Annotated in this window: 22 protein-coding genes; 15 read left to right on the top strand and 7 right to left on the bottom strand. The window is 67.5% G+C overall.

Annotation, left to right across the window (positions count from 1 at the left end):
* Window positions 1–10: 10 nt before the first annotated feature.
* The 6 genes from nuoJ to PHLH3_RS13105 all read left to right on the top strand — a co-directional run bounded on the left by nuoJ (window position 11) and on the right by PHLH3_RS13105 (window position 6,445).
* Entirely contained in the window at window positions 11–511 is a 501-nt protein-coding gene (gene nuoJ / locus PHLH3_RS13130; RefSeq protein WP_173174308.1) for an NADH-quinone oxidoreductase subunit J, read from the top strand.
* Window positions 512–518: 7 nt separating this feature from the next.
* Entirely contained in the window at window positions 519–827 is a 309-nt protein-coding gene (gene nuoK, locus PHLH3_RS13125) for an NADH-quinone oxidoreductase subunit NuoK (protein WP_031287559.1), read from the top strand.
* Window positions 824–2,671 carry an NADH-quinone oxidoreductase subunit L gene (gene nuoL, locus PHLH3_RS13120; protein WP_111262123.1) on the top strand — a complete coding sequence of 616 codons (1,848 nt, stop codon included), beginning with the start codon at window positions 824–826 and terminating at the stop codon, window positions 2,669–2,671. The genes nuoK and nuoL overlap by 4 nt, the downstream gene beginning before the upstream one ends.
* Before the next feature lie 25 nt (window positions 2,672–2,696).
* A complete protein-coding gene (nuoM, locus tag PHLH3_RS13115; protein WP_173174310.1) occupies window positions 2,697–4,226 on the top strand; it encodes an NADH-quinone oxidoreductase subunit M in 1,530 nt (509 codons plus the stop codon).
* 20 nt (window positions 4,227–4,246) lie between these two features.
* Window positions 4,247–5,722 carry an NADH-quinone oxidoreductase subunit NuoN gene (gene nuoN, locus PHLH3_RS13110; RefSeq protein WP_213629752.1) on the top strand — a complete coding sequence of 492 codons (1,476 nt, stop codon included), beginning with the start codon at window positions 4,247–4,249 and terminating at the stop codon, window positions 5,720–5,722.
* Window positions 5,723–5,920: 198 nt separating this feature from the next.
* On the top strand, window positions 5,921–6,445 hold the full coding sequence (locus PHLH3_RS13105) for an alpha-ketoglutarate-dependent dioxygenase AlkB (RefSeq protein WP_213629750.1): 525 nt from the start codon (window positions 5,921–5,923) through the stop codon (window positions 6,443–6,445).
* Window positions 6,446–6,452: 7 nt separating this feature from the next.
* Here PHLH3_RS13105 and PHLH3_RS13100 read toward each other — a convergent pair whose 3' ends face one another.
* From PHLH3_RS13100 to PHLH3_RS13090, 3 genes are all read right to left on the bottom strand, one after another.
* Window positions 6,453–7,520: an AI-2E family transporter gene (locus PHLH3_RS13100; protein ID WP_213629748.1), complete on the bottom strand. Its 1,068-nt coding sequence runs from the start codon at window positions 7,518–7,520 to the stop codon at window positions 6,453–6,455.
* Between the two features lie 186 nt (window positions 7,521–7,706).
* Complete coding sequence (locus tag PHLH3_RS13095) at window positions 7,707–9,389, bottom strand: methyl-accepting chemotaxis protein (protein ID WP_213629746.1); 1,683 nt, start codon at window positions 9,387–9,389, stop codon at window positions 7,707–7,709.
* 124 nt (window positions 9,390–9,513) lie between these two features.
* Window positions 9,514–10,833, bottom strand: coding sequence for a Na+/H+ antiporter NhaC family protein (locus tag PHLH3_RS13090; protein ID WP_213629744.1), 1,320 nt, complete (start codon window positions 10,831–10,833; stop codon window positions 9,514–9,516).
* Between the two features lie 239 nt (window positions 10,834–11,072).
* Between PHLH3_RS13090 and PHLH3_RS13085 the strand changes: the two genes are divergently transcribed.
* Both PHLH3_RS13085 and PHLH3_RS13080 read left to right on the top strand, forming a co-directional pair.
* Complete coding sequence (locus PHLH3_RS13085; RefSeq protein WP_213629742.1) at window positions 11,073–13,217, top strand: methyl-accepting chemotaxis protein; 2,145 nt, start codon at window positions 11,073–11,075, stop codon at window positions 13,215–13,217.
* 135 nt (window positions 13,218–13,352) lie between these two features.
* On the top strand, window positions 13,353–13,949 hold the full coding sequence (locus tag PHLH3_RS13080) for an NAD(P)H-dependent oxidoreductase (RefSeq protein WP_213629740.1): 597 nt from the start codon (window positions 13,353–13,355) through the stop codon (window positions 13,947–13,949).
* A gap of 347 nt (window positions 13,950–14,296) precedes the next feature.
* On the opposite strand, the gene PHLH3_RS13075 is transcribed toward PHLH3_RS13080, so the two are convergent.
* Both PHLH3_RS13075 and PHLH3_RS13070 read right to left on the bottom strand, forming a co-directional pair.
* Window positions 14,297–15,049 (bottom strand): anti-sigma factor, encoded by a 753-nt coding sequence (locus PHLH3_RS13075; protein WP_213629738.1) that lies wholly within the window; start codon window positions 15,047–15,049, stop codon window positions 14,297–14,299.
* Complete coding sequence (locus PHLH3_RS13070; protein WP_213629736.1) at window positions 15,046–15,555, bottom strand: sigma-70 family RNA polymerase sigma factor; 510 nt, start codon at window positions 15,553–15,555, stop codon at window positions 15,046–15,048. The genes PHLH3_RS13075 and PHLH3_RS13070 overlap by 4 nt, the downstream gene beginning before the upstream one ends.
* Before the next feature lie 135 nt (window positions 15,556–15,690).
* Here PHLH3_RS13070 and PHLH3_RS13065 point away from each other — a divergent pair, with 135 nt between their 5' ends.
* The 5 genes from PHLH3_RS13065 to PHLH3_RS13045 all read left to right on the top strand — a co-directional run bounded on the left by PHLH3_RS13065 (window position 15,691) and on the right by PHLH3_RS13045 (window position 19,185).
* A complete protein-coding gene (locus PHLH3_RS13065) occupies window positions 15,691–16,749 on the top strand; it encodes a catalase family peroxidase (protein ID WP_213629734.1) in 1,059 nt (352 codons plus the stop codon).
* Window positions 16,746–17,291, top strand: a complete 546-nt coding sequence (locus PHLH3_RS13060) for a cytochrome b/b6 domain-containing protein (RefSeq protein WP_213629732.1) — start codon at window positions 16,746–16,748, stop codon at window positions 17,289–17,291. Before PHLH3_RS13065 ends, PHLH3_RS13060 begins: the two co-directional genes overlap by 4 nt.
* Before the next feature lie 88 nt (window positions 17,292–17,379).
* Complete coding sequence (locus PHLH3_RS13055) at window positions 17,380–17,703, top strand: hypothetical protein (RefSeq protein ID WP_244863031.1); 324 nt, start codon at window positions 17,380–17,382, stop codon at window positions 17,701–17,703.
* 104 nt (window positions 17,704–17,807) lie between these two features.
* The gene (locus PHLH3_RS13050; protein WP_213629730.1) at window positions 17,808–18,803 is read left to right on the top strand and encodes an alpha/beta hydrolase; all 996 of its coding nucleotides are present in this window, start codon (window positions 17,808–17,810) and stop codon (window positions 18,801–18,803) included.
* Between the two features lie 61 nt (window positions 18,804–18,864).
* The gene (locus PHLH3_RS13045; RefSeq protein WP_213629728.1) at window positions 18,865–19,185 is read left to right on the top strand and encodes a DUF5629 family protein; all 321 of its coding nucleotides are present in this window, start codon (window positions 18,865–18,867) and stop codon (window positions 19,183–19,185) included.
* A gap of 4 nt (window positions 19,186–19,189) precedes the next feature.
* On the opposite strand, the gene PHLH3_RS13040 is transcribed toward PHLH3_RS13045, so the two are convergent.
* Entirely contained in the window at window positions 19,190–19,780 is a 591-nt protein-coding gene (locus PHLH3_RS13040; protein WP_213630540.1) for an XRE family transcriptional regulator, read from the bottom strand.
* A 65-nt stretch (window positions 19,781–19,845) separates the two neighbouring features.
* Here PHLH3_RS13040 and rhtA point away from each other — a divergent pair, with 65 nt between their 5' ends.
* Window positions 19,846–20,733, top strand: coding sequence for a threonine/homoserine exporter RhtA (rhtA, locus tag PHLH3_RS13035; protein ID WP_213629726.1), 888 nt, complete (start codon window positions 19,846–19,848; stop codon window positions 20,731–20,733).
* Between the two features lie 78 nt (window positions 20,734–20,811).
* Window positions 20,812–21,753 carry a serine O-acetyltransferase EpsC gene (gene epsC, locus PHLH3_RS13030; RefSeq protein ID WP_213629724.1) on the top strand — a complete coding sequence of 314 codons (942 nt, stop codon included), beginning with the start codon at window positions 20,812–20,814 and terminating at the stop codon, window positions 21,751–21,753.
* A 50-nt stretch (window positions 21,754–21,803) separates the two neighbouring features.
* Here the strand turns inward: epsC and PHLH3_RS13025 are convergent, their stop codons facing one another.
* Window positions 21,804–22,322 carry a DUF3592 domain-containing protein gene (locus tag PHLH3_RS13025; RefSeq protein ID WP_213629722.1) on the bottom strand — a complete coding sequence of 173 codons (519 nt, stop codon included), beginning with the start codon at window positions 22,320–22,322 and terminating at the stop codon, window positions 21,804–21,806.
* Between the last annotated feature and the right edge of the window lie 194 nt (window positions 22,323–22,516).

Genomic DNA, 22,516 nt, shown 5'->3' with positions numbered 1-22,516 from the left:
GGAGACGTGCGTGGAATTCGCTTTCTATTTCGCTGCAGGCGTCGCGGTCGTGTCCACCCTGCGGGTGGTCACCAACACCAACCCGGTGCATGCGCTGCTCTACCTCATCATTTCCCTGCTGGCCGTCTCGATGTGCTTCTTCGCCCTCGGCGCCCCCTTCGCCGGCGCCCTGGAGATCATCGTCTACGCCGGCGCCATCATGGTGCTGTTCGTCTTCGTGGTGATGATGCTCAACCTCGGCCCGGCCATCGTCGAGCAGGAACGCAAGTGGCTGAAACCCGGCATCTGGGTCGGCCCTTCGGTGCTGTCCCTGGCCCTGCTCGCCGAGCTGCTCTACGTGCTGTTCAGCCAGAGCAGCGGCGCCACCATCGGCCAGACCACGGTAGACGCCAAGGCAGTGGGCATCAGCCTCTTCGGGCCCTACCTGCTAGCCGTCGAACTCGCCTCCATGCTGCTCCTGGCAGCCCTGGTCGCGGCCTACCACCTCGGCCGCCACGAAGCGAAGGAGTAACGCCATGCTGCAAGCAATCCCCCTGGAACATGGCCTCGCCGTCGCGGGCATGCTGTTCGGCCTCGGGCTGGTCGGCCTGATGGTGCGCCGCAACATCCTCTTCGTACTGATGAGCCTGGAAGTGATGATGAACGCCGCCGCCCTGGCCTTCGTCGTCGCCGGTGCCCGCTGGGCGCAGGCAGACGGCCAGATCATGTTCATTCTGGTGATCACCCTCGCAGCCGCCGAGGCCAGCATCGGCCTGGCGATCCTGCTGCAGCTGTATCGCCGCTTCCACACCCTCGATATCGACGCTGCCAGCGAGATGCGCGGATGAACCTTCTATTCCTGACCTTCCTCTTCCCGCTGCTCGGCTGGCTGATCCTGTCGTTCTCCCGCGGGCGCTTCTCCGAAAATACCTCCGCCGTCATCGGCGTGGGCTCCGTAGGCCTCTCCGCACTGACCGCGGCCTGGATCATCTTCCAGTTCAACGTCGCCCCGCCGGAAGGCGGCGTCTACACCCAGGTGCTCTGGCAGTGGATGAACGTCGACGGCTTCGCCCCGAGCTTCACCCTGTACCTGGACGGCCTGTCGCTGACCATGCTGGGCGTGGTCACCGGCGTCGGCTTCCTGATCCACCTGTTCGCCTCCTGGTACATGCGCGGTGAAGAAGGCTATTCGCGCTTCTTCTCCTACACCAACCTGTTCATCACCAGCATGCTGTTCCTGGTGCTCGGCGATAACCTGCTGTTCCTGTACTTCGGCTGGGAAGGCGTGGGCCTCTGCTCCTACCTGCTGATCGGTTTCTATTACAGCAACCCGAACAACGGCAACGCCGCGCTCAAGGCCTTCATCGTCACCCGCATCGGCGACGTGTTCATGGCCATCGGCCTGTTCCTGCTGTTCATGCACCTGGGCACCCTGAACATCCAGGAGCTGATGGTGCTGGCCCCGCAGAAATACGTAGCCGGCGACGCCTGGCTGTGGATCGCCACCCTGATGCTGCTCGGCGGCGCCGTGGGCAAGTCCGCCCAGCTGCCGCTGCAGACCTGGCTGGCCGACGCGATGGCGGGCCCGACCCCGGTTTCCGCCCTGATCCACGCGGCCACCATGGTCACCGCGGGCGTCTACCTGATCGCCCGTACCCACGGCCTGTTCCTGCTGACCCCCGAGATCCTCGAGCTGGTCGGCATCGTCGGTGGCGTCACCCTGGTGCTGGCCGGCTTCGCCGCGCTGGTGCAGACCGACATCAAGCGCATCCTCGCCTACTCCACCATGAGCCAGATCGGCTACATGTTCCTCGCCCTGGGCGTGGGCGCATGGGACGCGGCGATCTTCCACCTGATGACCCACGCCTTCTTCAAGGCCCTGCTGTTCCTCGCTTCCGGTGCGGTGATCAACGCCTGCCACCACGAGCAGAACATCTTCAAGATGGGCGGCCTGTGGAAGAAGCTGCCGCTGGCCTACGCCAGCTTCATCGTCGGCGGCGCGGCCCTCGCGGCCCTGCCCCTGGTCACCGCCGGCTTCTACTCCAAGGACGAGATCCTCTGGGAAGCCTTCGCCAGCGGCCACCAGTGGCTGCTCTACGCAGGCCTGGCCGGCGCCTTCCTGACCTCGATCTACACCTTCCGCCTGATCTTCATCGCCTTCCATGGCGAGGCCAAGACCGAGGCCCATGCCGGCCACGGCGTGGCCCACTGGCTGCCGCTGTCGGTGCTGATCGTGCTGTCCACCTTCGTGGGCGCGCTGATCACCCCGCCGCTGCACGGCGTGCTGCCGCAGAGCGTCGGCCATGCCGGCGGCGAAGCGCAGCACAGCCTGGAGATCGCCTCGGGCGCCATCGCCCTGGCGGGCATCCTCCTGGCCGCCCTGCTCTTCCTCGGCAAGCGTCGCTTCATCAGCGCCGTCGCCCAGAGCGCGCCGGGCCGCTTCCTCGGCGCCTGGTGGTACGCCGCCTGGGGCTTCGACTGGGTCTACGACAAGCTGTTCGTCAAACCGTACCTGCTGATCACCCGCCTGCTCGGTCACGACCCGATCGACTCCGGCATCGGCCTGATCCCACGCATCGTGCGGGGCGGCAACGGCCTGCTGAGCAGCAGCCAGACCGGCCAGTTGCGCTGGTACGCAGTATCCCTGGTCGGCGGAGCCGTGCTCGTGCTCGGCGCCGTGTTGCTGACTTGAATCTTCTTAAGGAAACCAGCCCGTCATGATTCTGCCCTGGCTAATCCTGATCCCCTTCATCGGCGGCCTGCTGTGCTGGCAAGGTGAGCGCTTCGGCAACACCCTGCCGCGCTGGATCGCGCTGCTGACCATGTCCCTGCTGTTCGGCCTCGGCCTCTGGCTGTGGGCCACCGGCGACTTCACCCTGGCGCCCTCCCCCGAGGCCGGCCCGGTGTGGGCGCACGAGTTCAAGGTCCAGTGGATCGAGCGTTTCGGCATCACCATCCACCTCGCGATGGATGGCCTGTCGGTCCTGATGGTCACCCTCACCGGCCTGCTCGGCGTGCTGTCCGTGCTCTGCTCCTGGAACGAGATCCAGAACCGCGTCGGCTTCTTCCACCTGAACCTGATGTGGATCCTCGGCGGCGTCGTCGGCGTGTTCCTCGCCGTCGACCTGTTCCTGTTCTTCTTCTTCTGGGAAATGATGCTGGTGCCGATGTACTTCCTCATCGCGCTCTGGGGTCACAGCGGCAGCAAGGGCAAGACCCGCATCACCGCCGCCACAAAGTTCTTCATCTTCACCCAGGCCAGCGGCCTGGTGATGCTGGTGGCCATCCTCAGCCTGGTGTTGATCAACTACAACAACACCGGCGTGATGACCTTCAACTACGCCGACCTGCTCAAGGTCCAGCTCACCCCGACCGCCGAATACCTGCTGATGCTCGGCTTCTTCATCGCCTTCGCGGTGAAGTTCCCGGTGGTGCCGTTCCACTCCTGGCTGCCGGACGCCCACGCCCAGGCCCCGACCGCCGGCTCCGTGGACCTGGCCGGCATCCTGCTGAAGACCGCCGCCTACGGCCTGATGCGCTTCGCCCTGCCGCTGTTCCCCCATGCATCGGCCGAGTTCGCGCCCATCGCCCACTGGCTCGGCGTGTTCGCCATCATCTACGGCGCCCTGCTCTCCTTCGCGCAGACCGACATCAAGCGCCTGGTGGCCTTCTCCAGCGTCTCCCACATGGGCTTCGTGCTGATCGCCATCTACTCCGGCAGCCAGATCGCCCTGCAGGGCGCGGTGGTGCAGATGATGGCCCACGGCCTTTCCGCCGCGGCGCTGTTCATCCTCTGCGGCCAGCTCTACGAGCGCCTGCACACCCGTGACATGCGCGAGATGGGCGGCATCTGGGGCCGCATGCCCTACCTGCCGGCCATCAGCCTGTTCTTCGCCGCGGCGGCCCTCGGCCTGCCCGGCACCGGCAACTTCGTCGGCGAGTTCCTGATCCTGGTCGGCTCCTTCCAGAAGGCCGCCTGGGTCACCGTCATCGCCGCCACCGGCCTGGTGTTCGGCTCGGTCTACTCGCTGATCATGATTCACCGCGCCTACTTCGGCCCGGCCAAGTCCGACACCCCGCTGCTGGGCCTCAAGCCCCGCGAGCTGACAATGGTGCTCGGCCTCGCCGCCCTGCTGATCCTCCTGGGCGTCTACCCGCAACCGGTGCTGGACACTTCCGCCGCTAGCATGCACGGCGTGCATCAGTGGCTGGACGCAGCCTTCACCCAACTCGCCTCGGCCCGGTAGCTGTTATGGAACATCACGCTGTGGAATTCACGACTCAACACCTGATCGCCCTGCTGCCGCTGCTCGTCGCCTGTGCCACGGTCGTCGTAGTGATGCTGGCGATCGCCTGGAAGCGCAACCACACCCTGACCTTCGGGCTCTCGGTGATCGGCCTCAACCTGGCGCTGCTGTCGATCATCCCGGCCCTGGGCGTCACGCCCATCGAGGTCACCCCGCTCCTGAGGATCGACACCTTCGGCTGCTACTACATGGGCCTGGTGCTGGCATCGACCCTCGCCTGCGTCACCCTGATCCACGCCTACCTGGGCGGCAACACCGGCCAGGGCTACCCGGGCAACCGCGAGGAGATGTACCTGCTGATCCTGCTGTCCGCCTGCGGCGGCCTGGTGCTGGTCACCGCGCAGCACATGGCTGGCCTGTTCATCGGCCTGGAGCTGCTCTCGGTGCCGGTCTACGGCATGGTGGCGTACGCCTTCTTCAACAAGCGCTCGCTGGAAGCCGGCATCAAGTACATGGTGCTCTCGGCCGCCGGTTCCGCCTTCCTGCTGTTCGGCATGGCCCTGCTCTACGCCGACGCCGGCACCCTGAGCTTCGCCGGCATCGGTGCGAGGTTCTCCACCGAAGGCGCACCGAACATGCTGGTGCACCTGGGCATCGGCATGATGCTGATCGGCCTGGCGTTCAAGCTCTCCCTGGTGCCCTTCCACCTGTGGACCCCGGACGTGTACGAAGGCGCCCCGGCACCGGTATCGGCCTTCCTGGCCACCGCCAGCAAGGTCGCCGTGTTCGCCGTGCTGCTGCGCCTGTACCAGATCTCCCCGGCCACCGCCGGCGGCTGGCTGAACGACTTGCTGGGCGCCATCGCCATCGCCTCGATCCTGTTCGGCAACCTGCTCGCGCTGGTGCAGAACAACATCAAGCGCCTGCTGGGCTACTCCTCCATCGCCCACTTCGGCTACCTGCTGATCGCCTTGATCGCCAGCAAGGGCATGGCCGTGGAAGCCATCGGCGTCTACCTGGCCACCTATGTGCTGACCAGCCTCGGCGCCTTCGGCGTGGTGACCCTGATGTCCACCCCGTACAACGGCCGCGACTGCGACGCCCTGTACGAGTACCGCGGCCTGTTCTGGCGCCGTCCGTACCTGACCGCCGTACTCACCGTGATGATGCTGTCGCTCGCCGGTATCCCGCTCACCGCGGGCTTCATCGGCAAGTTCTTCGTGATCGCCGCCGGTGTCGAGTCGGGCCTGTGGCTGCTGCTGGGCGTGATGGTCCTGGGCAGCGCCATCGGCGTCTTCTACTACCTGCGGGTGATGGTCACCCTGTTCCTGGTGGAGCCCAACCTGCGCCGCCACGACGCCGACCTGCACTGGGCGCAACGCGCCGGCGGCATCATGCTGCTGTTCGTGGCCCTGCTGGCCTTCTTCCTCGGCGTCTACCCGCAGCCGCTGCTGGACCTGGTCCAGCACTCCGGCCTGGTGGCACTCGCACACTGAAGCTACTCGCTGCAATGAAAGAACCCGGCCTTGGCCGGGTTTTTTCTTGCGTGGAAAACGGGAAGCTCATCCGCGGCCCGAACACCCCGGCGACGCCTCCGCGCTGCCCTCCCCCACCCCGGCCCGACCATTGCCCTCCGGCGATGCAGAGCATCCGTCCCCGGCATACAATCCCCCCTTCAGCAAGGATGCCGCCCCATGCACGACACGCCAGACCTTTCGTTCGACCCCGGCTTCCTCGACGCCCCCGACGAGCTCTTCCAGCACCTGGTGGCCAGCGTCGAGTGGGACACGCGCATGCGTGCCCGCCGCACCGCCAGCTTTGGCGTCGCCTACAACTATTCGCAGATCGATTACCCCGCCACCTCGCTACCGGACGCCCTACAGGCCCTGTGCGAACGGCTGCACCGACGGCTGGGCTTCCTGCCCAACAACTGCCTGCTCAACCTCTACGAGGACGGCCAGTCCTCGATGGGCTTCCATTCCGACGACTGCTCCGAACTGGCTGCCGATACCGGCGTCGCCATCCTCTCGCTCGGCAGCGCCCGGCCGATTCACTTCCGCAGCAAGGCGGACCGCCAGCGGGAAGTCACCTGGGAGCTGTCGCCGGGCTCGCTGCTGTATATGGACCAGGCCGTCCAGGCCCACTGGCTGCACGCCATTCCCCGGGTTGCGTCAGCCGGGCCGCGCATCAGCCTGACCTTCCGCCGCATCCTGCGCTGAGCGAGGGTCAGGGCAGCTTCACCTGGCGCCGGGTGCTGGTGAACAGGTCCCAGCTGGACATGAACAGTGCGGCGATCAGCGGGCCGATGACGAAGCCGTTGAGGCCGAACAGCGACAACCCGCCCAGGGTGGAGAGCAGCACCAGGTAGTCCGGCATGCGCGTGTCCTTGCCCACCAGGATGGGGCGCAGCACGTTGTCCACCATGCCGATCACCAGCACCCCGAACACCGCCAGCACCACGCCCTGCCAGGTACTGCCCGAAAGCAGCAGGTAGGCCGACACCGGCGCCCAGATGATCCCCGACCCCACCGCCGGCAACAGCGAGAGAAACGCCATGATCACGCCCCACAGCAGCGCGCTGGGGATGTCCAGCACCCAGAAGATCAGCCCGCCCAGGGTGCCCTGCAGCGCGGCCACCACCACGTTGCCCTTTACCGTGGCACGGACCACGCGGGTGAACTTGATCTGCAAGCGGCGCTTGTGGTTGTCCCCCAGGGGCACCGCCGTGCGGATGCCACGGACGATGTCCAGGCCATCGCGCAGGAAGAAGAACAGCAGGTAGAGCATGAGGAAGAAGCCGATCACCACCTGGAAGGTGTCCTGGCCGATGGAGAACGCCTGGGTGGCGATGAATTGGCTGCCCTGCATGGCGCCGCTGGCGATGCGGTCGCGCAGCCCGTCGAAATCGTTGAGGCCGAAACGGTCGAGCTGGTGCTGAAGGAACTCGGGCAGCACCTCGCGCACCCGCGCGACATAGGAGCCGACGTCCAGCTCGCCGGAATCCAGCCGTTGGTAGAGATCCGCCCCCTGCTGCACCAGCAGCGCGGCGATGAGGAACACCGGCAGGATCGCCACCAGCAGGCAGACGCCCAGGGAGATCAGCGCCGACAGGTTGCCGCGTCCCCCCATCCTCAGGGCCAGCCGCCGTTGCAGGGGGCTGAACACCACCGCCAGCACCACCGCCCAGAACACCGCGCCGTAGAACGGCAGGAGAATCCAGCCGAAGGCCAGGGTCACCAGGACCAGCAGGAGGATCAGCGATCGGATTTCAAGGGGGTAACGGGATTCGGACATGGAGCGGACGCCGTCAGGTGGGGTTCCTGATTAGTCCGCCGCGAAGCGGGCAAAGTGCGAAGACTTTGTGGGCGTGGCGAATGGGGGCGTGGTTCTCCAGTGGATCCCCGCGCTCGCGGGGATGACGGGGAAACGGGATTTCCACCCACGTCACTCCCTGCGAACGCGGGAGCCCACTGAAAGGAATCAGATGCGGAACTGGCGCACCAGGGCCCCCAGGCGCTCACCAAGGGCCGCCAGGCTACGGGCGGTCTGTGCGCCCTGCTGGGTCTCGTCGGCGACGCTGTCAACGGCGACGGCGATCTGGTGCACGCTGCGGTTGATCTCCTCGGCCACGGCCGTCTGTTCCTCGGCGGCGCTGGCGATCTGCGCGTTCATCGCATTGATGGTCCCGATCAACTGGGCGATGGCGTCCAGCGAGGAGCCGGCCTGGTTGGCCTGTTCACTGGTGATGTCGCCGGCGTCGCTGGAGCGGCGCATGGAGGTCACAGCCTCCTGTGTGCCCTGCTGCAGGCGGTCGATCATGCCCTGGATTTCCTGGGTGCTCTGCTGGGTGCGGCTGGCCAGCGCGCGCACCTCGTCGGCGACCACGGCGAAGCCTCGGCCCGCCTCGCCAGCACGTGCGGCCTCGATGGCGGCGTTGAGCGCAAGCAGGTTGGTCTGCTCGGCAATGGAACGGATCACCCCCAGCACGCTGACGATCGACTGCACGTCCTGCTGCAAACTGTCCAGGGACGCGCCGCTCTCGCGGATGTCCCCCACCAGCGCATGGATGCGGGTGATGCTGCCATCCACCACCTTCTTCGCCGCCTGGCCTTCCTGGTCGGTCTGCTGGGCAGCCTCTGCGGCACCTTGGGCGCTCTTGGCCACCTCGTGCGCCGCGGCGGACATCTCGTTGATCGCCGTGGCCACCTGATCGGTCTCGTGGCGCTGGCGCTCCATGGCCTGCTCGGAGCGATGCGCCTGTGCCGAGACCTCACCCACCAGGCCGGTAAGCTGGCCGGTCATATCGACGATCTGGCGCACCAGGCCGTGGATCTTCTCGACAAAGCGGTTGAAGGACCCCGCCAGCTCACCCAGCTCGTCATGGCTGTTGGCCGGCAGGCGGCGAGTCAGGTCGCCTTCACCCGCGGCGATGTCGTCCAGGTTGGCCTTGATCTGCTGCAAGGGACGCAGGAATGCGTTGCTCAGCGCGGTGCCGACGATGCCGAACACCACCAGCAGGATCGCGGCGATCACCGCGATGCTGGTAAGGATGGTGCTGATGCGTGCGTCGATCGCCTCCTGCACCGCAGCCACCTGGGCCTCGACGCCATCGAGGTTGACCGCGGTGCCGAGTGCCATGTCCCATTTGGGCAGGTAGTAGGTGTAACCGAGCTTGGGTACCTGCACGCTCTCGTTGCCCGGCAGCGGCGAGTGATAGAACACGTAGTGGCTGTCGTCCTTGGCGACCCGGACCAGCTCGTCGTTGACGGCCACGCCGTTGACGTCCTTGCGGCCCGAGAAGCTCTTGCCCACGTCCACCGGGCTGTCGCCGCGGAACAGGCGGATCACCTGCGAATCGTAGGCGAAGAAATAGCTGTCCTTGCCGTACTTGATCTTCTTGAGGATCTCGATGGCCTGGTCCCGGGCCGCCATGTCGTTGGCCGAGGACGCGTCATAGAGAGTCTGGACCGAGCCCAGGGCGATCTGCATGTAGTGCTGCAGCTCCTGGCGGTTCTCCTGGATCAGCCGTTCGCGGGTTTCCTTCACCTCGCCTTCCGCCAGGTTGAGCAGCACCTTGGCGGCGGCGCCACTGAGCACGAGGGCGAAGAGGATCACCGGCGCGAGCGCCAGCAGCAGGACCTTGGATTTGAGTGTCAGGCGCATATTTCCATTCCTTGAAGGGAGGCAGGCCGGGAAAACGAGGCGGGATCGACCGCTTATCGGCAGCCCCGTGAATAGCTGTAGCGGTTGGTGGGCACCAACGTTCAGCCGGGCAACACGGTGGCTGTCAGAGAAGCATGGCCGCCGCCCAGCCGAATGCCAGTAGCGGCAGGTTGTAATGCAGGAAAGTGGGTACCACTGTGTCCCAGATGTGATCATGCTGGCCGTCGACATTGAGGCCGGCAGTCGGGCCCAGGGTGGAGTCCGAGGCGGGCGAGCCGGCATCTCCCAGGGCACCGGCGGTGCCGACGATGGAAACGATGGCCAGTGGGCTGAAGCCCAGTTGCATGCCCAGCGGCACGAAGATCGCCGCAATGATCGGTACGGTGGAGAACGAAGAGCCGATGCCCATGGTCACCAGCAGGCCCACCAGTAGCATCAGCAGCGCGCCAAGGGCCCGGCTGTTGCCGATCAGCGCGGCGGACGCCTCCACCAGGCTGGTCACCTGGCCGGTGGCGCGCATCACTTCGGCGAAACCGGCGGCGGCGATCATGATGAAGCCGATCATGGCCATCATCTTCATGCCCTGGGTGAACAGGTCGTCGACCTCGTTCCAGCGCACCACGCCCGACAGCGAGAACACCAGGAAGCCCACCAGCGCACCGACGATCATCGAGTCCAGCCACAGTTGCACCACGAAGGCGACGACGATGGCCACGCCCGCCACCGCCAGGCTGCGCCGGTCGTACTTCGCCTCCACCTGCTCGGCGCGGGCGATCAGCGCCAGGTCGTAGGTGCGCTTGCGGCGGTAGCTGACGAACACGGCCAGCAACAGGCCGGCCACCATGCCCAGCGCCGGGATCAACATCGCCTCGGTGACATTCACACCGGTAACGTCGACGCCACTTTTCGCCACGTTGGCCAGCAGGATCTCGTTGAGGAAGATGTTGCCGAACCCCACCGGCAGGAACATGTAGGGGGTGATCAGGCCGAAGGTGATCACGCAGGCCACCAGGCGCCGGTCGATCTGCAGGCGCGTCAGCACATACAGCAGCGGCGGCACCAGCAGCGGGATGAAGGCGATGTGGATCGGCAGGATGTTCTGGGAGGAGATCGCCACGCCCAGCAACAGGGCGATGAGGACCCATTTCAGCGCAGCGCCGCCCGCCTCCCCGCCACGCACGACCCGGCCGACGATGCCGTCGGCCAGCGCGTGGGCCAGCCCGGAGCGGGCGATGGCCACGGCGAAAGCCCCCAGCAGCGCGTAGGACAGGGCGACGGTCGCGCCACCACCGAGCCCCTTGTTGAAGGCATCCAGCGTGCCCTGCACACCCAGGCCGCCGAGCAGGCCACCCGCCAGCGCACCGATCACCAGGGCCATTACCACGTGCACCCGGCACAGGCTCAGCACCAGCATGATGGCGACAGCTACAATCACCGCATTCATCCGCTTCTCTCCCGCCTTGCGGTGTCCCGCAAAAAAAGCCGCGTACTCTGCCGAATGAGCGGGCGGGTGTCAAAAGAAACGCCGTGCGAAATACTGGACGCCCTGTGCATAATATTTGCATCCAAATTCGCCGCTCCCATGCATTCCGTATGGAGCCGCATCGCCATGGCAGGCGCATCAAGTTTTTCCCTGCCGCGCCGATAGCGGCTTGCAGTCCGACGAGATAGAAGGAAAGCCCCATGCCGTTCAGTCGCCTGTCCATTCAGTGGAAGATCACCCTGCTCGCCGGCCTTTGCCTGCTGGCCATCGTGACCCTCCTGGTCGGTGCCTCGCTCTACCAGTCCAAACGCAGCGCCGAGCTGGTGAAGTCCGCCAGTTCGCAGATGCTCGACCAGAGCGCACGCCAGCGCATGCAGGCCCGTGGCGAGCTGCAGGCCCTGCGCATCCAGCGCTACTTCATGGACACCTACCAGTACGGCAAGGGCTTCTCGCGCCAGGTGCTGTTCCTCAAGGACCAGGCCGAGAAGCGCTTCCTCGACGCCTTCGACCTGCGCGAGGACATGACCCGCCAGGTGAAGACCAGCCTGGAGGCCAACCCCAACCTGCTCGGCCTCTACCTGGTGTTCGAGCCCAACGCCCTGGACGGCAAGGACGAACTGTTCATCGACCAGGCCGAGCTGGGCAGCAACGACAAGGGCCGTTTCTCGCTCTACTGGTCGCAGGCCACCCCCGGCAAGCTGGAGTCCGAATCCATGACCGAGGAGCTGCTCGGCGACAGCAGCCCCATGGCCAGCGGCATGCCCTACAACAGCTGGTACACCTGCCCGCTGAAGACCCGCGACTCCTGCGTGCTGGAGCCCTACTACGACGACGTCGGCGGCAAGAAGGTGCTGATGACCAGCATCGCCTTCCCCCTGGAGCTGAACGGCAAGGTGATCGGCGTCATGGGCCTGGACATCAGCCTGGACAGCCTCCAGCAGCTCAGCATCGATGGCAGCAAGGACCTCTACGACGGCCAGGGCCAGGTCAGCATCATCAGCCCCACCGGGCTGCTCGCCGGCCACAGCCGCGACGCCTCGCAGCTCAGCCTCAAGCTGGACAAGGCCTTCGGCACCGACGCCGGCGAGATCGCCGCGGTGGTCACGGCCGGCAAATCCGCCGAAATCGACCACGATGGCGTCCTGCGCGTCATCCAGCCGTTCAAGCCGATCCCCACGAGCGCCGCCTGGAGCGTGCTGCTGGAAGTGCCGGACAAGGTCCTGCTGGGCCCGGCCCTGAAGCTCGAGGCACAACTCGATGAGCAGAGCGCCTCCAGCAGCCTGGTGGCCACCCTGATCGGCCTCGCCGCCGCCGTGGTCGGCCTGCTGCTGGTGTGGCTCACCGCCCTGGGCGTGACCCGGCCCATCCTCGGGGTGGCCGCCATGCTGAAGAACATCGCCAGCGGCGAAGGCGACCTCACCCGCCGCCTGGACTACGCGCGCCAGGACGAGTTGGGCGAACTGGCCGGCTGGTTCAACCGCTTCCTCGACAAGCTGCAGCCGATCATCGCCGACGTGAAGCGCTCGGTGCAGGACGCCCGCAGCACCGCCGACCAGTCCGCCGCCATCGCCAGCCAGACCAGCGCCGGCATGCAGCAGCAGTACCGCGAAGTGGACCAGGTCGCCACCGCCTCCCACGAGATGAGCGCCACCGCCCAGGACGTCGCCCGCAGCGCCGCCCAGGCCGCCGAAGCCGCGCGCGGCGCCGACCATGCCACCCGCGACGGCCTGGGCGTGATCGGCAAGACCACCAGCGCCATCGAGCAACTGGCCAGCGAGATGAGCGCCGCCATGGAGGAGGTCCAGGGCCTGGCCAGCAGCAGCGAGCAGATCGGCTCGGTACTGGAGGTGATCCGCGCCATCGCCGAGCAGACCAACCTGCTGGCGCTCAACGCCGCCATCGAGGCGGCCCGCGCCGGTGAAGCCGGGCGCGGCTTCGCCGTGGTCGCCGACGAGGTGCGCAACCTCGCCAAGCGCACCCAGGACTCGGTGGAGGAAATCCGCCAGGTGATCGAAGGCCTGCAGAACGGCACCCGCGAAGTGGTCGGCTCCATGCACAGCAGCCACCGCCAGGCCCAGGGCAGCGTCGAGCAGGTCGAGCACGCGGTCGCCGCCTTGCACCGCATCGGCGACGCGGTGGCGGTGATCACCGACATGAACCTGCAGATCGCCAGCGCCGCGGAGGAGCAGAGCGCGGTGGCCGAGGAGATCAACCGCAATGTCGCCGCCATCCGCGACGTCACCGAATCCCTCTCCGGCCAGGCCCAGGAATCCGCCCAGGTCAGCCAGGCGCTCAACCGCCTGGCCAACCACCAGCAGGGGCTGATGGACCAGTTCCGCGTCTGATGCGAACCAGTGGACGCCCGCGCCAGGGCGTCCACTGCGCCCTGACACCATTTGCCCGCCCGACTGACGCGCCGGTGCTTGTCCGCCGTTTCGCCGCCAGCTAGCCTGCGTCATCCCTCAGCAAGGAAACCCGAGATGCTCAACTACGCCATAGTCGCCGGCTCCAGCCGTGCCAACAGCCAGTCCGGCAAGGTCGCCCGCTTCATTCGCCAGCGCCTGGTGGAACTGCAACTGGCCAGCGAAGCCCACACCAGCGTCATCGACCTGGGCGCCCGGCCGCTGCCCCTGTGGCCGGCCGACGACACGGGCCCCTGGTCCGAATTCCAGCAGCAGCTCAAGGCCGCCGACGCGGTGATCGTCATCGCCCCGGAGTGGAACGGCATGGCTTGCCCGGCGATCAAGAACTTCTTCATCTATGCCAGCAAGGCGGAACTGGCCCACAAGCCGGGCCTGCTGGTAGGCGTGTCCTCGGGCATCGGCGGCGGCTACCCGATCAGCGAGCTGCGCGCCTCCAGCTACAAGAACTGCCGCCTTTGCTACCTGCCCGAGCACCTGATCGTGCGCGGCGTGGAGAAGGTGCTCAACGGTGCCGAAGTGGCCGGTGAAGACGACCAGCGCATCCGTGCACGCATGGACTACGACCTGGACATCCTGGCCAAGTACGCCAGCGCGCTGAAGCCCGTCCGCGAAACCATCGACCTGAGCATCCCGGCCTTCGCCAACGGCATGTGAATGCCCGCCCCGTGCCACTCGGCGCGGGGCTCCCCCACATCCACGTCGCCCACACGCCCGCGTGGACGACGCTTCATCCGTTCACCATTCGCGCTCCCAGACAGCACCACTGTGCACCCACGAGCCCCCCGCCCTACGAAACCGCAGGAGCGAGCTCTGCTCGCGAAGCTGTGGCTGGACTCTGTGGGAGCGAATTCATTCGCGATGAAGTGCCTGGCCACTCGCAGCCCTGTACCGGCGGTGGGTCTTTCGCGGCTGAAGCCGCTCCTACAGATAGCACTCGGAGCGGGGCCGAGCATCGCCGCGTTGGGCCTCGCTGCGCTCGGCGCCAACCTACGGTTCGCCCCTTACAACGAGAACGCCCGCTGCACCACCTCGCTGCGCGGATCATCGTTGGGCGCGACCAGCGCGTAGTTGTAGCCATCGCGCGACCAGTAGCGCGCTTCCAGCTCGCCATCACGGCGGCTGCCGGCGGGCATCTCGGCGTAGAGCGAACCGGGCGAGCGCAGGTACAGGCTGATGCGCTGCCCGCCCACGTCCTCGAACAGCAGGATGGCCGCGGCGCCCTGCTCGTTGGTCAGCAGACGCCCGCCCACGGGGTGGAAACCGTAGGGCGCGAGGTCGGGGATGCGCGAGGCATGGCTGAAGCGCTGGTCCAGCCAGGCCTGCAACTGCCCCGGATCACGGGCGGCGACATCGACCACGCTGGCCTGCCCGGTGGCGAACAGGCGGTGGGCCTCCAGGGCGTCCTGCATCGGCGGGTTCTCCGCCAGCAGCGTGCGGTCACGGGCCTGCCAGCCGCCCAGGCCGCCGAATCCCAGGGCCAGCACCAGCGCGGCGGCCGTGGCCAGGCGCTGGCGCCGACGCGCACGCAGGGAGCGGCGGATCGCCAGCGGGTCCAGCGCCGGGTTGGCCGGGCGTGCTTCCAGGTTGGCAAGGCCGGCCCGCAGTTGCTGGGCATCCCGGCGCCAGGCGTCCACGCGAGCGCGCGCCTCGGGGTCGCTCGCCAACCAGGCTTCCACCCAGGCCCGCTGGCCCGCGTCCAGCTGGCCGTCCAGGTAGGCGTGCAGGTCGTTCTCACTGGGTTCCAGGCGATTCATTTGAGTATCCGTAGCGGGGGGTTGGCGATTTCGCCCTCGGCCAGCTCGCGCAGGGCCTTGCGCGCACGGGACAGGCGGGACATCACGGTGCCGATGGGTACGTCCAGGGCCACGGCGGCCTCCTTGTAGCTCAGGCCCTCGACGCTCACCAGCACCAGCAGCGCACGCTGCTCGGCGGGCAGGCGGGCGAAGGCTTCGAGGGTGGATTGCGCCATCACCCGTTCCTCGGTGGAGGGGGCTTCGGCCGGCGCCGCGCCGAAGAACTCGAGGATGCGTGCATAGCGCCGGGCACGTCGCTGGCCGTCGAGGAACTTGCGGTAGAGGATCGCGAACAGCCAGGCGCGCAGGCTGCCGTCGGTACGCGGCCCGGCACGGCCGTCCAGTGCGCGCTCCAGGGTCGCCTGCACCAGGTCGTCGGCGCTGGCGGGGTTGCGCGTCAGCCACAGGGCGAAGCGGCGCAGGCGCTGCAACAGCTCGCGGAGTTCGTCGTCATCGATGTCGTGCATGGGTGGCGCGGCTCGTCGTGGATCGGGTGCGAGGAAGACGCCCGGGAAACGACTTTATTCCAGGTGCCGGGAATAAATCTCCATCCCGTTCGTCCCACGGGCTCGACGACCCGATCGCTCACCCTGGAGCCACCGATGAGCCAACCCCCGCTTTCCCCCTCCCAGACCCTGGGCCGCCTGGCGCTGATAGGCCTCGGCCTGGCCACGCTGGCCGGCACCTTCGCCTACGTCGCCGGCTGGATCGGCCCGCAGCGCCTGACCCCGCAACGCATCATCGATACTTTCGAGGCCAACGCCGGCAGCTACCCCGGCTACCGCAAGAACCACGCGAAGGGCCTCTGCGTCAGCGGCCACTTCGCCAGCAACGGTGCGGCCGCCGGGCTGTCCCGCGCCGAGGTGTTCGCCCCGGGCGAAGTGCCGGTGGTCGGGCGCCTGGCCATCGGTGGCAGCAATCCCTACGCGCCCGATGCCAGCGTGCCGGTGCGCAGCCTGGCGCTGCAGCTGCGCACGGCCAGCGGCCAGGAATGGCGCACCGGCATGAACACGCCACCGGTGCTGCCGGTCTCCGGCATCGAGGGTTTCTTCGAGCAGGTGCTGGCCTCCAAGCCCGACCCGGCCACCGGCAAGCCGGACCCGGCGCGCCTGCAGGCCTTCTTCACCGCCCACCCGGAAAGCGCCGCCTTCCGCCAGTGGGCCAAGGACAACAAGGCCTCCAACAGCTTCGCCAACGCCACCTACAACAGCATCAACGCCTTCCGCCTGGTGGACGGCGACGGCAATGGCCGCTACGTGCGCTGGGCCATGGAGCCGGAGACGCCCTACCAGCCGCTGGCCGGTGAGGCGGACGACAAGGACTTCCTCGCCCACGACCTGTTCCAGCGCCTGCAACAAGGGCCGCTGCGCTGGCACCTGGTGCTGACCCTGGCCGAGGCCGGCGACCCCAGCGATGACCCGTCCCGCCCCTGGCCCGCCTCGCGCCAGCGCATCGACGCCGGCACCCTGGTGATCGACCGGGCGCAGGCCGAGGACCAGGGCGCCTGCCGCGACCTCAACTTCGACCCGCTGATCCTCCCCGACGGCATCGAGCCCTCGGACGACCCGATCCTCGCCGCCCGCTCGGCGGCCTACGCAGTGTCCTTCAACCGCCGCACCCGTGAAGGTGCGCCCACCGCCCCCGCAGGAGCCCACCCATGAACCGCCACGCCTCGGGCTTCAGCCCCCTCGCCCGCCTGCTGCACTGGTCCATGGCGCTGCTCATCCTCGCCATGCTGTTCATCGGTGCCGGCATGGTGATCACCCTGTCCACCCGCCACACCTGGCTGGTGGAGCTGCACAAGCCGCTGGGCCTCGTCCTGCTGGTGCTGGTGCTGCTGCGCATCGCGGTACGCCTGCGTCGGCCACCACCTGCGCTGCCTGCCGACCTCCCGGGTTGGCAGCGCGGGCTCGCCCATCTCTCGCACCTGCTGCTCTACGCGCTGATGCTGGCGATGCCGCTGGTGGGCTGGGCGATGCTGTCCGCCGGCGGCTACCCGGTGGTGGTACTCGGCTGGCTGCAGCTGCCAGCGATCGCGCCCCATGACGCCGCGCTCTACGCCGTGCTGCGCCAGGCCCACTACTGGCTCGGCTACCTGCTGTTCGCCACGGTGCTGCTGCACCTGGGGGCGGCGCTGTTCCATGGCCTGATCCGCCGTGACGGCGTGCTCGCCAGCATGGCGACCGGCAACGCGAAACGCTGACGGCAGGCACCCGGCGCATGGCCGGGCCGGCAAACGAACGGCCATGCGCGCGGTCTACGCAGCTGGACCCACTCGATGGAGAACGCCCTTGAAGACTCACCGCTCCCTGCTCGCCACCCTGCTGCTCTGCGCCGCCGGCGCCCAGGCCTCCACCCCCGAGGCCTGGCAGGAGCAGGACAGGCGCATGCTCGCCGCCTGTACCCAGCTCAGCGGTCTCAAGGAGGTGAGGGCCGCCGGCAAGCCGGTGCTCTTCGACGATCGCCTCGGGCTCACCGCCCTGGTGCTCAGCGGCCGCTACCCCCAGGCCCACATGAACAACCGCGCGGGCCGCGAGCTGTGCCTGTACCAGCGCAAGACCGGCAAGGCCTACCTCAGCGAAGCCGACAGCCTGATCGAGCCCCGCAAGCCCTGATCGAAAAGAACGGTTACAGCGCCACGGCTGCTTTTCCTGTCGCGGCGCACCGTTGTCTGGCAAAACCCTTGCCCACCCCCGTACCGGACCAAGGAGCCCCCACCATGCGCATCGCCTTCACCGCCCTGCTGCTGAGCCTCGTCCTGCCCGCCCTCGCCGCCGAACCGCCCGCCTACGGACCGGAACTGGAGGGCTTCGACTACCCGCACCCGGTCAAGCGCTTCGCCTTCGAATCCCAGGGCGAGCAACTGCAGATGGCCTACATGGACGTCCAGCCCGGCAAGCCCAACGGCCGCACCCTGGTGCTGCTGCACGGCAAGAACTTCTGCGGCGCCACCTGGGAGGGCAGCATCCAGGTACTCGTCCAGGCCGGCTACCGCGTAGTGGTGCCGGACCAGGTGGGTTTCTGCAAGTCCAGCAAGCCGCAGCGCTACCAGTTCAGCTTCCAGCAACTGGCGGCCAACACCCATGCGCTGCTGGCCAGCCTGGGGCTGGAGAAGGTCACGCTTCTGGGCCATTCCATGGGCGGCATGCTCGCGACCCGCTATGCATTGCAGTACCCGGAGCAGGTCGAGCAGTTGGTGATGGTCAACCCCATCGGCCTGGAGGACTGGAAGGCCAAGGGCGTGCCCTGGCGCAGCGTCGACGAGTGGTACCAGCGCGAGCTGAAGACCACCGACGAGGCCATCCGTACCTACCAGAAGAACACCTACTACTCGGGCCAGTGGCGGCCGGAGTTCGACAAATGGGTGGAGATGCAGGCCGGCATGTACCGCGGCACGGGGCGCGAGGCGGTGGCCTGGGACTCGGCGCTGACCTACGACATGATCTACACCCAGCCAGTGGTGCACGAGTTCGACAAACTACGCATACCGGTGCTGCTGCTCATCGGCCAGACCGACAACACCGCCCCCGGCAAGGACGCCGCGCCCGAAGCGCTGCGCGGCCGGCTGGGCAACTACAAGGTGCTCGGCCAGGAAGCCGTCGAACGCATCCCCAATGCCCGCCTGGTGACCTTCGCCGAGCTCGGCCATTCGCCGCAGATCCAGGCGCCGGAGGTGTTCCACGAAGCGCTGCTGGAAGGCCTGCGCACCCGCTGAGGTCGCACCCGGGCCGGCGCTGCACTATCATCGCCGGCCATTCACCCCGGGAGCCCCGCCCATGAGCAACGAAATCACTCTCCTCAACCGCCTGGCCAACAGCGACATGCTGGAGATCGATGGCCTGCACGCCTGGCAGTTCGAGCTGGACGCCGGTGCCCTGCTGGTCGAGTGCGTCGATGGCCGTACCCAGCGCCGCTGGCAGTTCAGCGCGGAGCAGGTCCTGGCGGCGCGGTTCGACGGGGACAAGGGCGCCTGGACGATCCATGACGACCAGGGCCCGCACAGCCTGGTGTGCATGGAAGCCTTCAGCGGCAGCAACGACGACGATGACGGCGAGCCGGACGAGGCCGCCAACGACGACGGCATCGACCGGGGGTGAGGCTTCAGCTCACCACGTTGCGGATGTAACGCACCGCGACTTCGCCACGGTTGGCATAGCCATAGGGCTGGCTGCTGGCGAAGACATGGAAGTCCCCCGCGCCGACGCGCACCTCGCCGCCCGGCAGTTCCAGGATCAGCTCACCTTCGGTGACATAGACCATCTCCCGCCAGCCCTCGGCGTCGGCCTCCGACACATAGCGTTCCCCCGGTTCCAGCGACCATGCCCAGAGCTCGACCTCTCGCCGCGCCGGGGCGCTGGCCAGCAGGGTGGCGCGGCTGCGCGGGTCGCGGCCGACCCAGGCGACCGCCTCGATGCGCGAGCGGTCGGGCCGGCTCGGCGCCTGCACCAGGTCGGGGAAGAGCACGCCCAGTGCCTCGGCGATGCGGTCCAGGGTGGCCAGGCTGACGTTCACATCGCCGCCCTCGATGCCGACGATCATCCGCCGGCTCACCCCCGAGGCGGTGGCCAGGGCGTCCTGGCTGAGGCCGAGTTCCTTGCGCAGCCGGCGCACATTGCCGGAGACGTGTTCGAGTACGTTGGGTCGGTCCATGGTGCTGGGCAATATATTGCTCAAAGGGTGAATTTTGCGCATTATGTTGCACATAACCAACCAGAACAAGCGTCACCTCCTCGCCACTGCCTGATCCGGACCCTTTCATGAATTCCCGCCCCCTCACCTCGACGCTGCTTCCCGTCGGCATCCTGCTGGTCGCCATGACCTCGGTACAAAGCGGCGCCTCCCTGGCCAAGTCGCTCTTCCCCGTCATCGGTGCCCAGGGCACCACCAGCCTGCGCCTGATCTTCGCCGCCCTCTTCCTGCTGCTGGTGCTGCGCCCCTGGCGCACCCGCATCAACACCGGCGCCCTGGGCAGCGTCCTGGCCTACGGCTCGGCGCTGGGCTTCATGAACCTGCTGTTCTACATGTCGCTGCAAACGGTGCCGCTGGGCATCGCCGTGGCGCTGGAGTTCACCGGCCCGCTGGCGGTGGCGATCCTGTCCTCCCGACGCCTGCTGGACTTCGTGTGGATCGCCCTGGCCGTGGCCGGCCTGGCGCTGCTGCTGCCCATCGGCGAAGGCGCCGCCGGCATCGACCCGCTGGGCGCCGCCTATGCGCTGGGCGCCGGGGTCTGCTGGGGGCTCTACATCATCTTCGGCCAGCGCGCCGGGGCCGAACACGGTATGCAGAGCGCCTGCCTGGGCGTGATGGTGGCCGCCTTCGTCGCCGCGCCCTTCGGCATGGTGCACGCCGGCACGGACCTGCTGAACCTCGCCCTGATCCCCACCGCGCTCGGCGTGGCGCTGCTCTCCACCGCCATCCCCTACACCCTGGAGATGTACGCCCTGACCCGCATGCCGGCGCGCACCTTCGGCACGCTGATGAGCATCGAGCCGGCCCTGGGCGCCCTCTCCGGCCTGCTGTTCCTCGGCGAGCGCCTGTCCCTGCTGCAATGGCTGGCCATCGGCGCCATCATCCTCGCCTCCATCGGCACCACCGCCAGCATGAAGAGCCGCCAGGAAGCCGAAGGGCTGATCCCCGCCGACTGATCCGCTGCGAATCTTCTTGCCGAGAAGCGCCCTCCTGCGCAAGGCTATCGCCAGCCTTGCGCACCAACAGGATCAACCATGAACAAGTTCACTCCCGGCCCCAGCGGCTGCCCCAAGGTCAGCTGGCAGCTGGACCAGATCGTCTCCGAACTGCGCGCCGCCCGCGCCGAGTGGCGCAACCGCCATGGCCGTACCCAGGACCGTGGCGGTCGCGAACTGCCGTCGCGCGTCGCGGTCGGCCAGATCATCGAAGCCATCAGTGGCGCCCTCTTCCCCATGCGCCTCGGCCCCACCGACCTGCGCGAGGAGAGCGAAGACTTCTACGTCGGCCACACCCTGGACACGGCGCTCAACGCGCTGGTGATCGAAGTGCGCCGCGAGCTCGGCTACGCCGCCCGCAACGGCAGCGCCGACGATGGCGACAGCGAGTGCCAGGCGATCCGCGTAGTCAAGGGTTTCGCCGCCGCGCTGCCGCAACTGCGCGTGCTGCTGGACACCGACGTGCTGGCCGCCTACCAGGGCGACCCCGCCGCGCGCAGCGTCGACGAGGTGCTGCTGTGCTACCCGGGCGTGCATGCGGTGATCCACCACCGCCTGGCGCACTACTTCTACAGCAACGGCCTGCCGCTGCTGGCGCGCATCATCGCGGAGATCGCCCACTCGGCCACCGGCATCGACATCCACCCCGGCGCCACCATCGGCAAGAGCTTCTTCATCGACCACGGCACGGGCGTGGTGATCGGCGAGACGGCGATCATCGGCGAGCGGGTGCGCATCTACCAGGCGGTGACCCTGGGCGCCAAGCGCTTCCCCTCGGACGAGTCGGGCAACCTGCAGAAGGGCCAGCCGCGCCACCCGATAGTCGAGGACGACGTGGTGATCTACGCCGGCGCGACCATCCTCGGGCGCATCACCATCGGCAGGGGCTCGGTCATCGGCGGCAACGTCTGGCTGACCCGCAGCGTGCCGGCGGACAGCAACATCACCCAGGCCACCCTGCAGAACGATTGCGGCGCCTGAGACGCCCTGCCCAGCCAGCAAAGAACCCCGCGCAAGCGGGGTTCTGCGCATCAGGCCGAGGTTTCCCGCGGCACGAACAGGCGGCGGGTCAGCATCAGGTGGAGGATGAAGGCGATCAGCGCGGCCAGCGGGATCGCCGTCAGCGCGCGGGTGATGCTGGAGCCGAAATCGGCCTGGCTCTGCAGCACCTCCAGGCGGCCGAAACGGGACGGCGCGGCATTGGCGTAGGCCACCTTCACCGAGGCGCCCTCCCTGAGATAGGGCTCGGCATTGGAGGCGGAGGTCTCGAAGGTGCCGTCGTAGGCCTTGCCGGCCACCTCGAAGACATAGTGGAAGTGGTAGGTCTCGCTGGTACGGCCGCGGCGGTGGTGTTCCTCGGTCACGGCGTCCAGGCTCACCGGCGCCACCACCTCGGAATGGTCCTTGAGGATGGCGTTGGCATCGAGGTAGTTGAGGATCGCGGTGACGATGAGGAAGCCAGCGCCGATCATGGCGGCGAGGCTCAGCAGGATCATCGACACCTTGCTGAGGGTGCGGTGGGTTTCGGGCGAAGTCTTGAAGCTGATCATGGCGTCCCTTCCGGTTGGAGCCCTGACATGCCCAGGGCGGCGTCAGGCGTACGACTCGCCCGGATAACCATGGAAAGCCAAGCGCGGCATCGGAAAATCGGAAGCGGCAAGCACTTCCTGCTGCACGGGCCCACCCTTCCATGGCAAGTTAATAGCACTAAGCTAGCATCCAGAAGCAAGGGAACCCCTTGATT

It is taken from the genome of Pseudomonas sp. Pc102 (genome assembly GCF_018408275.1).
Lineage (GTDB): Bacteria > Pseudomonadota > Gammaproteobacteria > Pseudomonadales > Pseudomonadaceae > Metapseudomonas > Metapseudomonas tohonis.
Note: the sequence above shows the minus strand (reverse complement) of the source record. Positions and strands in the feature narration are given on the sequence as shown.

Coding starts and splice junctions, on each gene's coding strand:
- PHLH3_RS13085 (WP_213629742.1), top strand. CDS start 11,073: ATGCCGTTCAGTCGCCTGTCCATTCAGTGGAAGATCACCCTGCTCGCC.
- PHLH3_RS13065 (WP_213629734.1), top strand. CDS start 15,691: ATGAGCCAACCCCCGCTTTCCCCCTCCCAGACCCTGGGCCGCCTGGCG.
- PHLH3_RS13025 (WP_213629722.1), bottom strand. CDS start 22,322: ATGATCAGCTTCAAGACTTCGCCCGAAACCCACCGCACCCTCAGCAAG.
- PHLH3_RS13045 (WP_213629728.1), top strand. CDS start 18,865: ATGAGCAACGAAATCACTCTCCTCAACCGCCTGGCCAACAGCGACATG.
- PHLH3_RS13090 (WP_213629744.1), bottom strand. CDS start 10,833: ATGAATGCGGTGATTGTAGCTGTCGCCATCATGCTGGTGCTGAGCCTG.
- nuoL (WP_111262123.1), top strand. CDS start 824: ATGAACCTTCTATTCCTGACCTTCCTCTTCCCGCTGCTCGGCTGGCTG.
- PHLH3_RS13095 (WP_213629746.1), bottom strand. CDS start 9,389: ATGCGCCTGACACTCAAATCCAAGGTCCTGCTGCTGGCGCTCGCGCCG.
- PHLH3_RS13100 (WP_213629748.1), bottom strand. CDS start 7,520: ATGTCCGAATCCCGTTACCCCCTTGAAATCCGATCGCTGATCCTCCTG.
- PHLH3_RS13060 (WP_213629732.1), top strand. CDS start 16,746: ATGAACCGCCACGCCTCGGGCTTCAGCCCCCTCGCCCGCCTGCTGCAC.
- nuoM (WP_173174310.1), top strand. CDS start 2,697: ATGATTCTGCCCTGGCTAATCCTGATCCCCTTCATCGGCGGCCTGCTG.
- PHLH3_RS13050 (WP_213629730.1), top strand. CDS start 17,808: ATGCGCATCGCCTTCACCGCCCTGCTGCTGAGCCTCGTCCTGCCCGCC.
- epsC (WP_213629724.1), top strand. CDS start 20,812: ATGAACAAGTTCACTCCCGGCCCCAGCGGCTGCCCCAAGGTCAGCTGG.
- PHLH3_RS13040 (WP_213630540.1), bottom strand. CDS start 19,780: ATGCGCAAAATTCACCCTTTGAGCAATATATTGCCCAGCACCATGGAC.
- PHLH3_RS13080 (WP_213629740.1), top strand. CDS start 13,353: ATGCTCAACTACGCCATAGTCGCCGGCTCCAGCCGTGCCAACAGCCAG.
- PHLH3_RS13105 (WP_213629750.1), top strand. CDS start 5,921: ATGCACGACACGCCAGACCTTTCGTTCGACCCCGGCTTCCTCGACGCC.
- PHLH3_RS13075 (WP_213629738.1), bottom strand. CDS start 15,049: ATGAATCGCCTGGAACCCAGTGAGAACGACCTGCACGCCTACCTGGAC.
- rhtA (WP_213629726.1), top strand. CDS start 19,846: ATGAATTCCCGCCCCCTCACCTCGACGCTGCTTCCCGTCGGCATCCTG.
- PHLH3_RS13070 (WP_213629736.1), bottom strand. CDS start 15,555: ATGCACGACATCGATGACGACGAACTCCGCGAGCTGTTGCAGCGCCTG.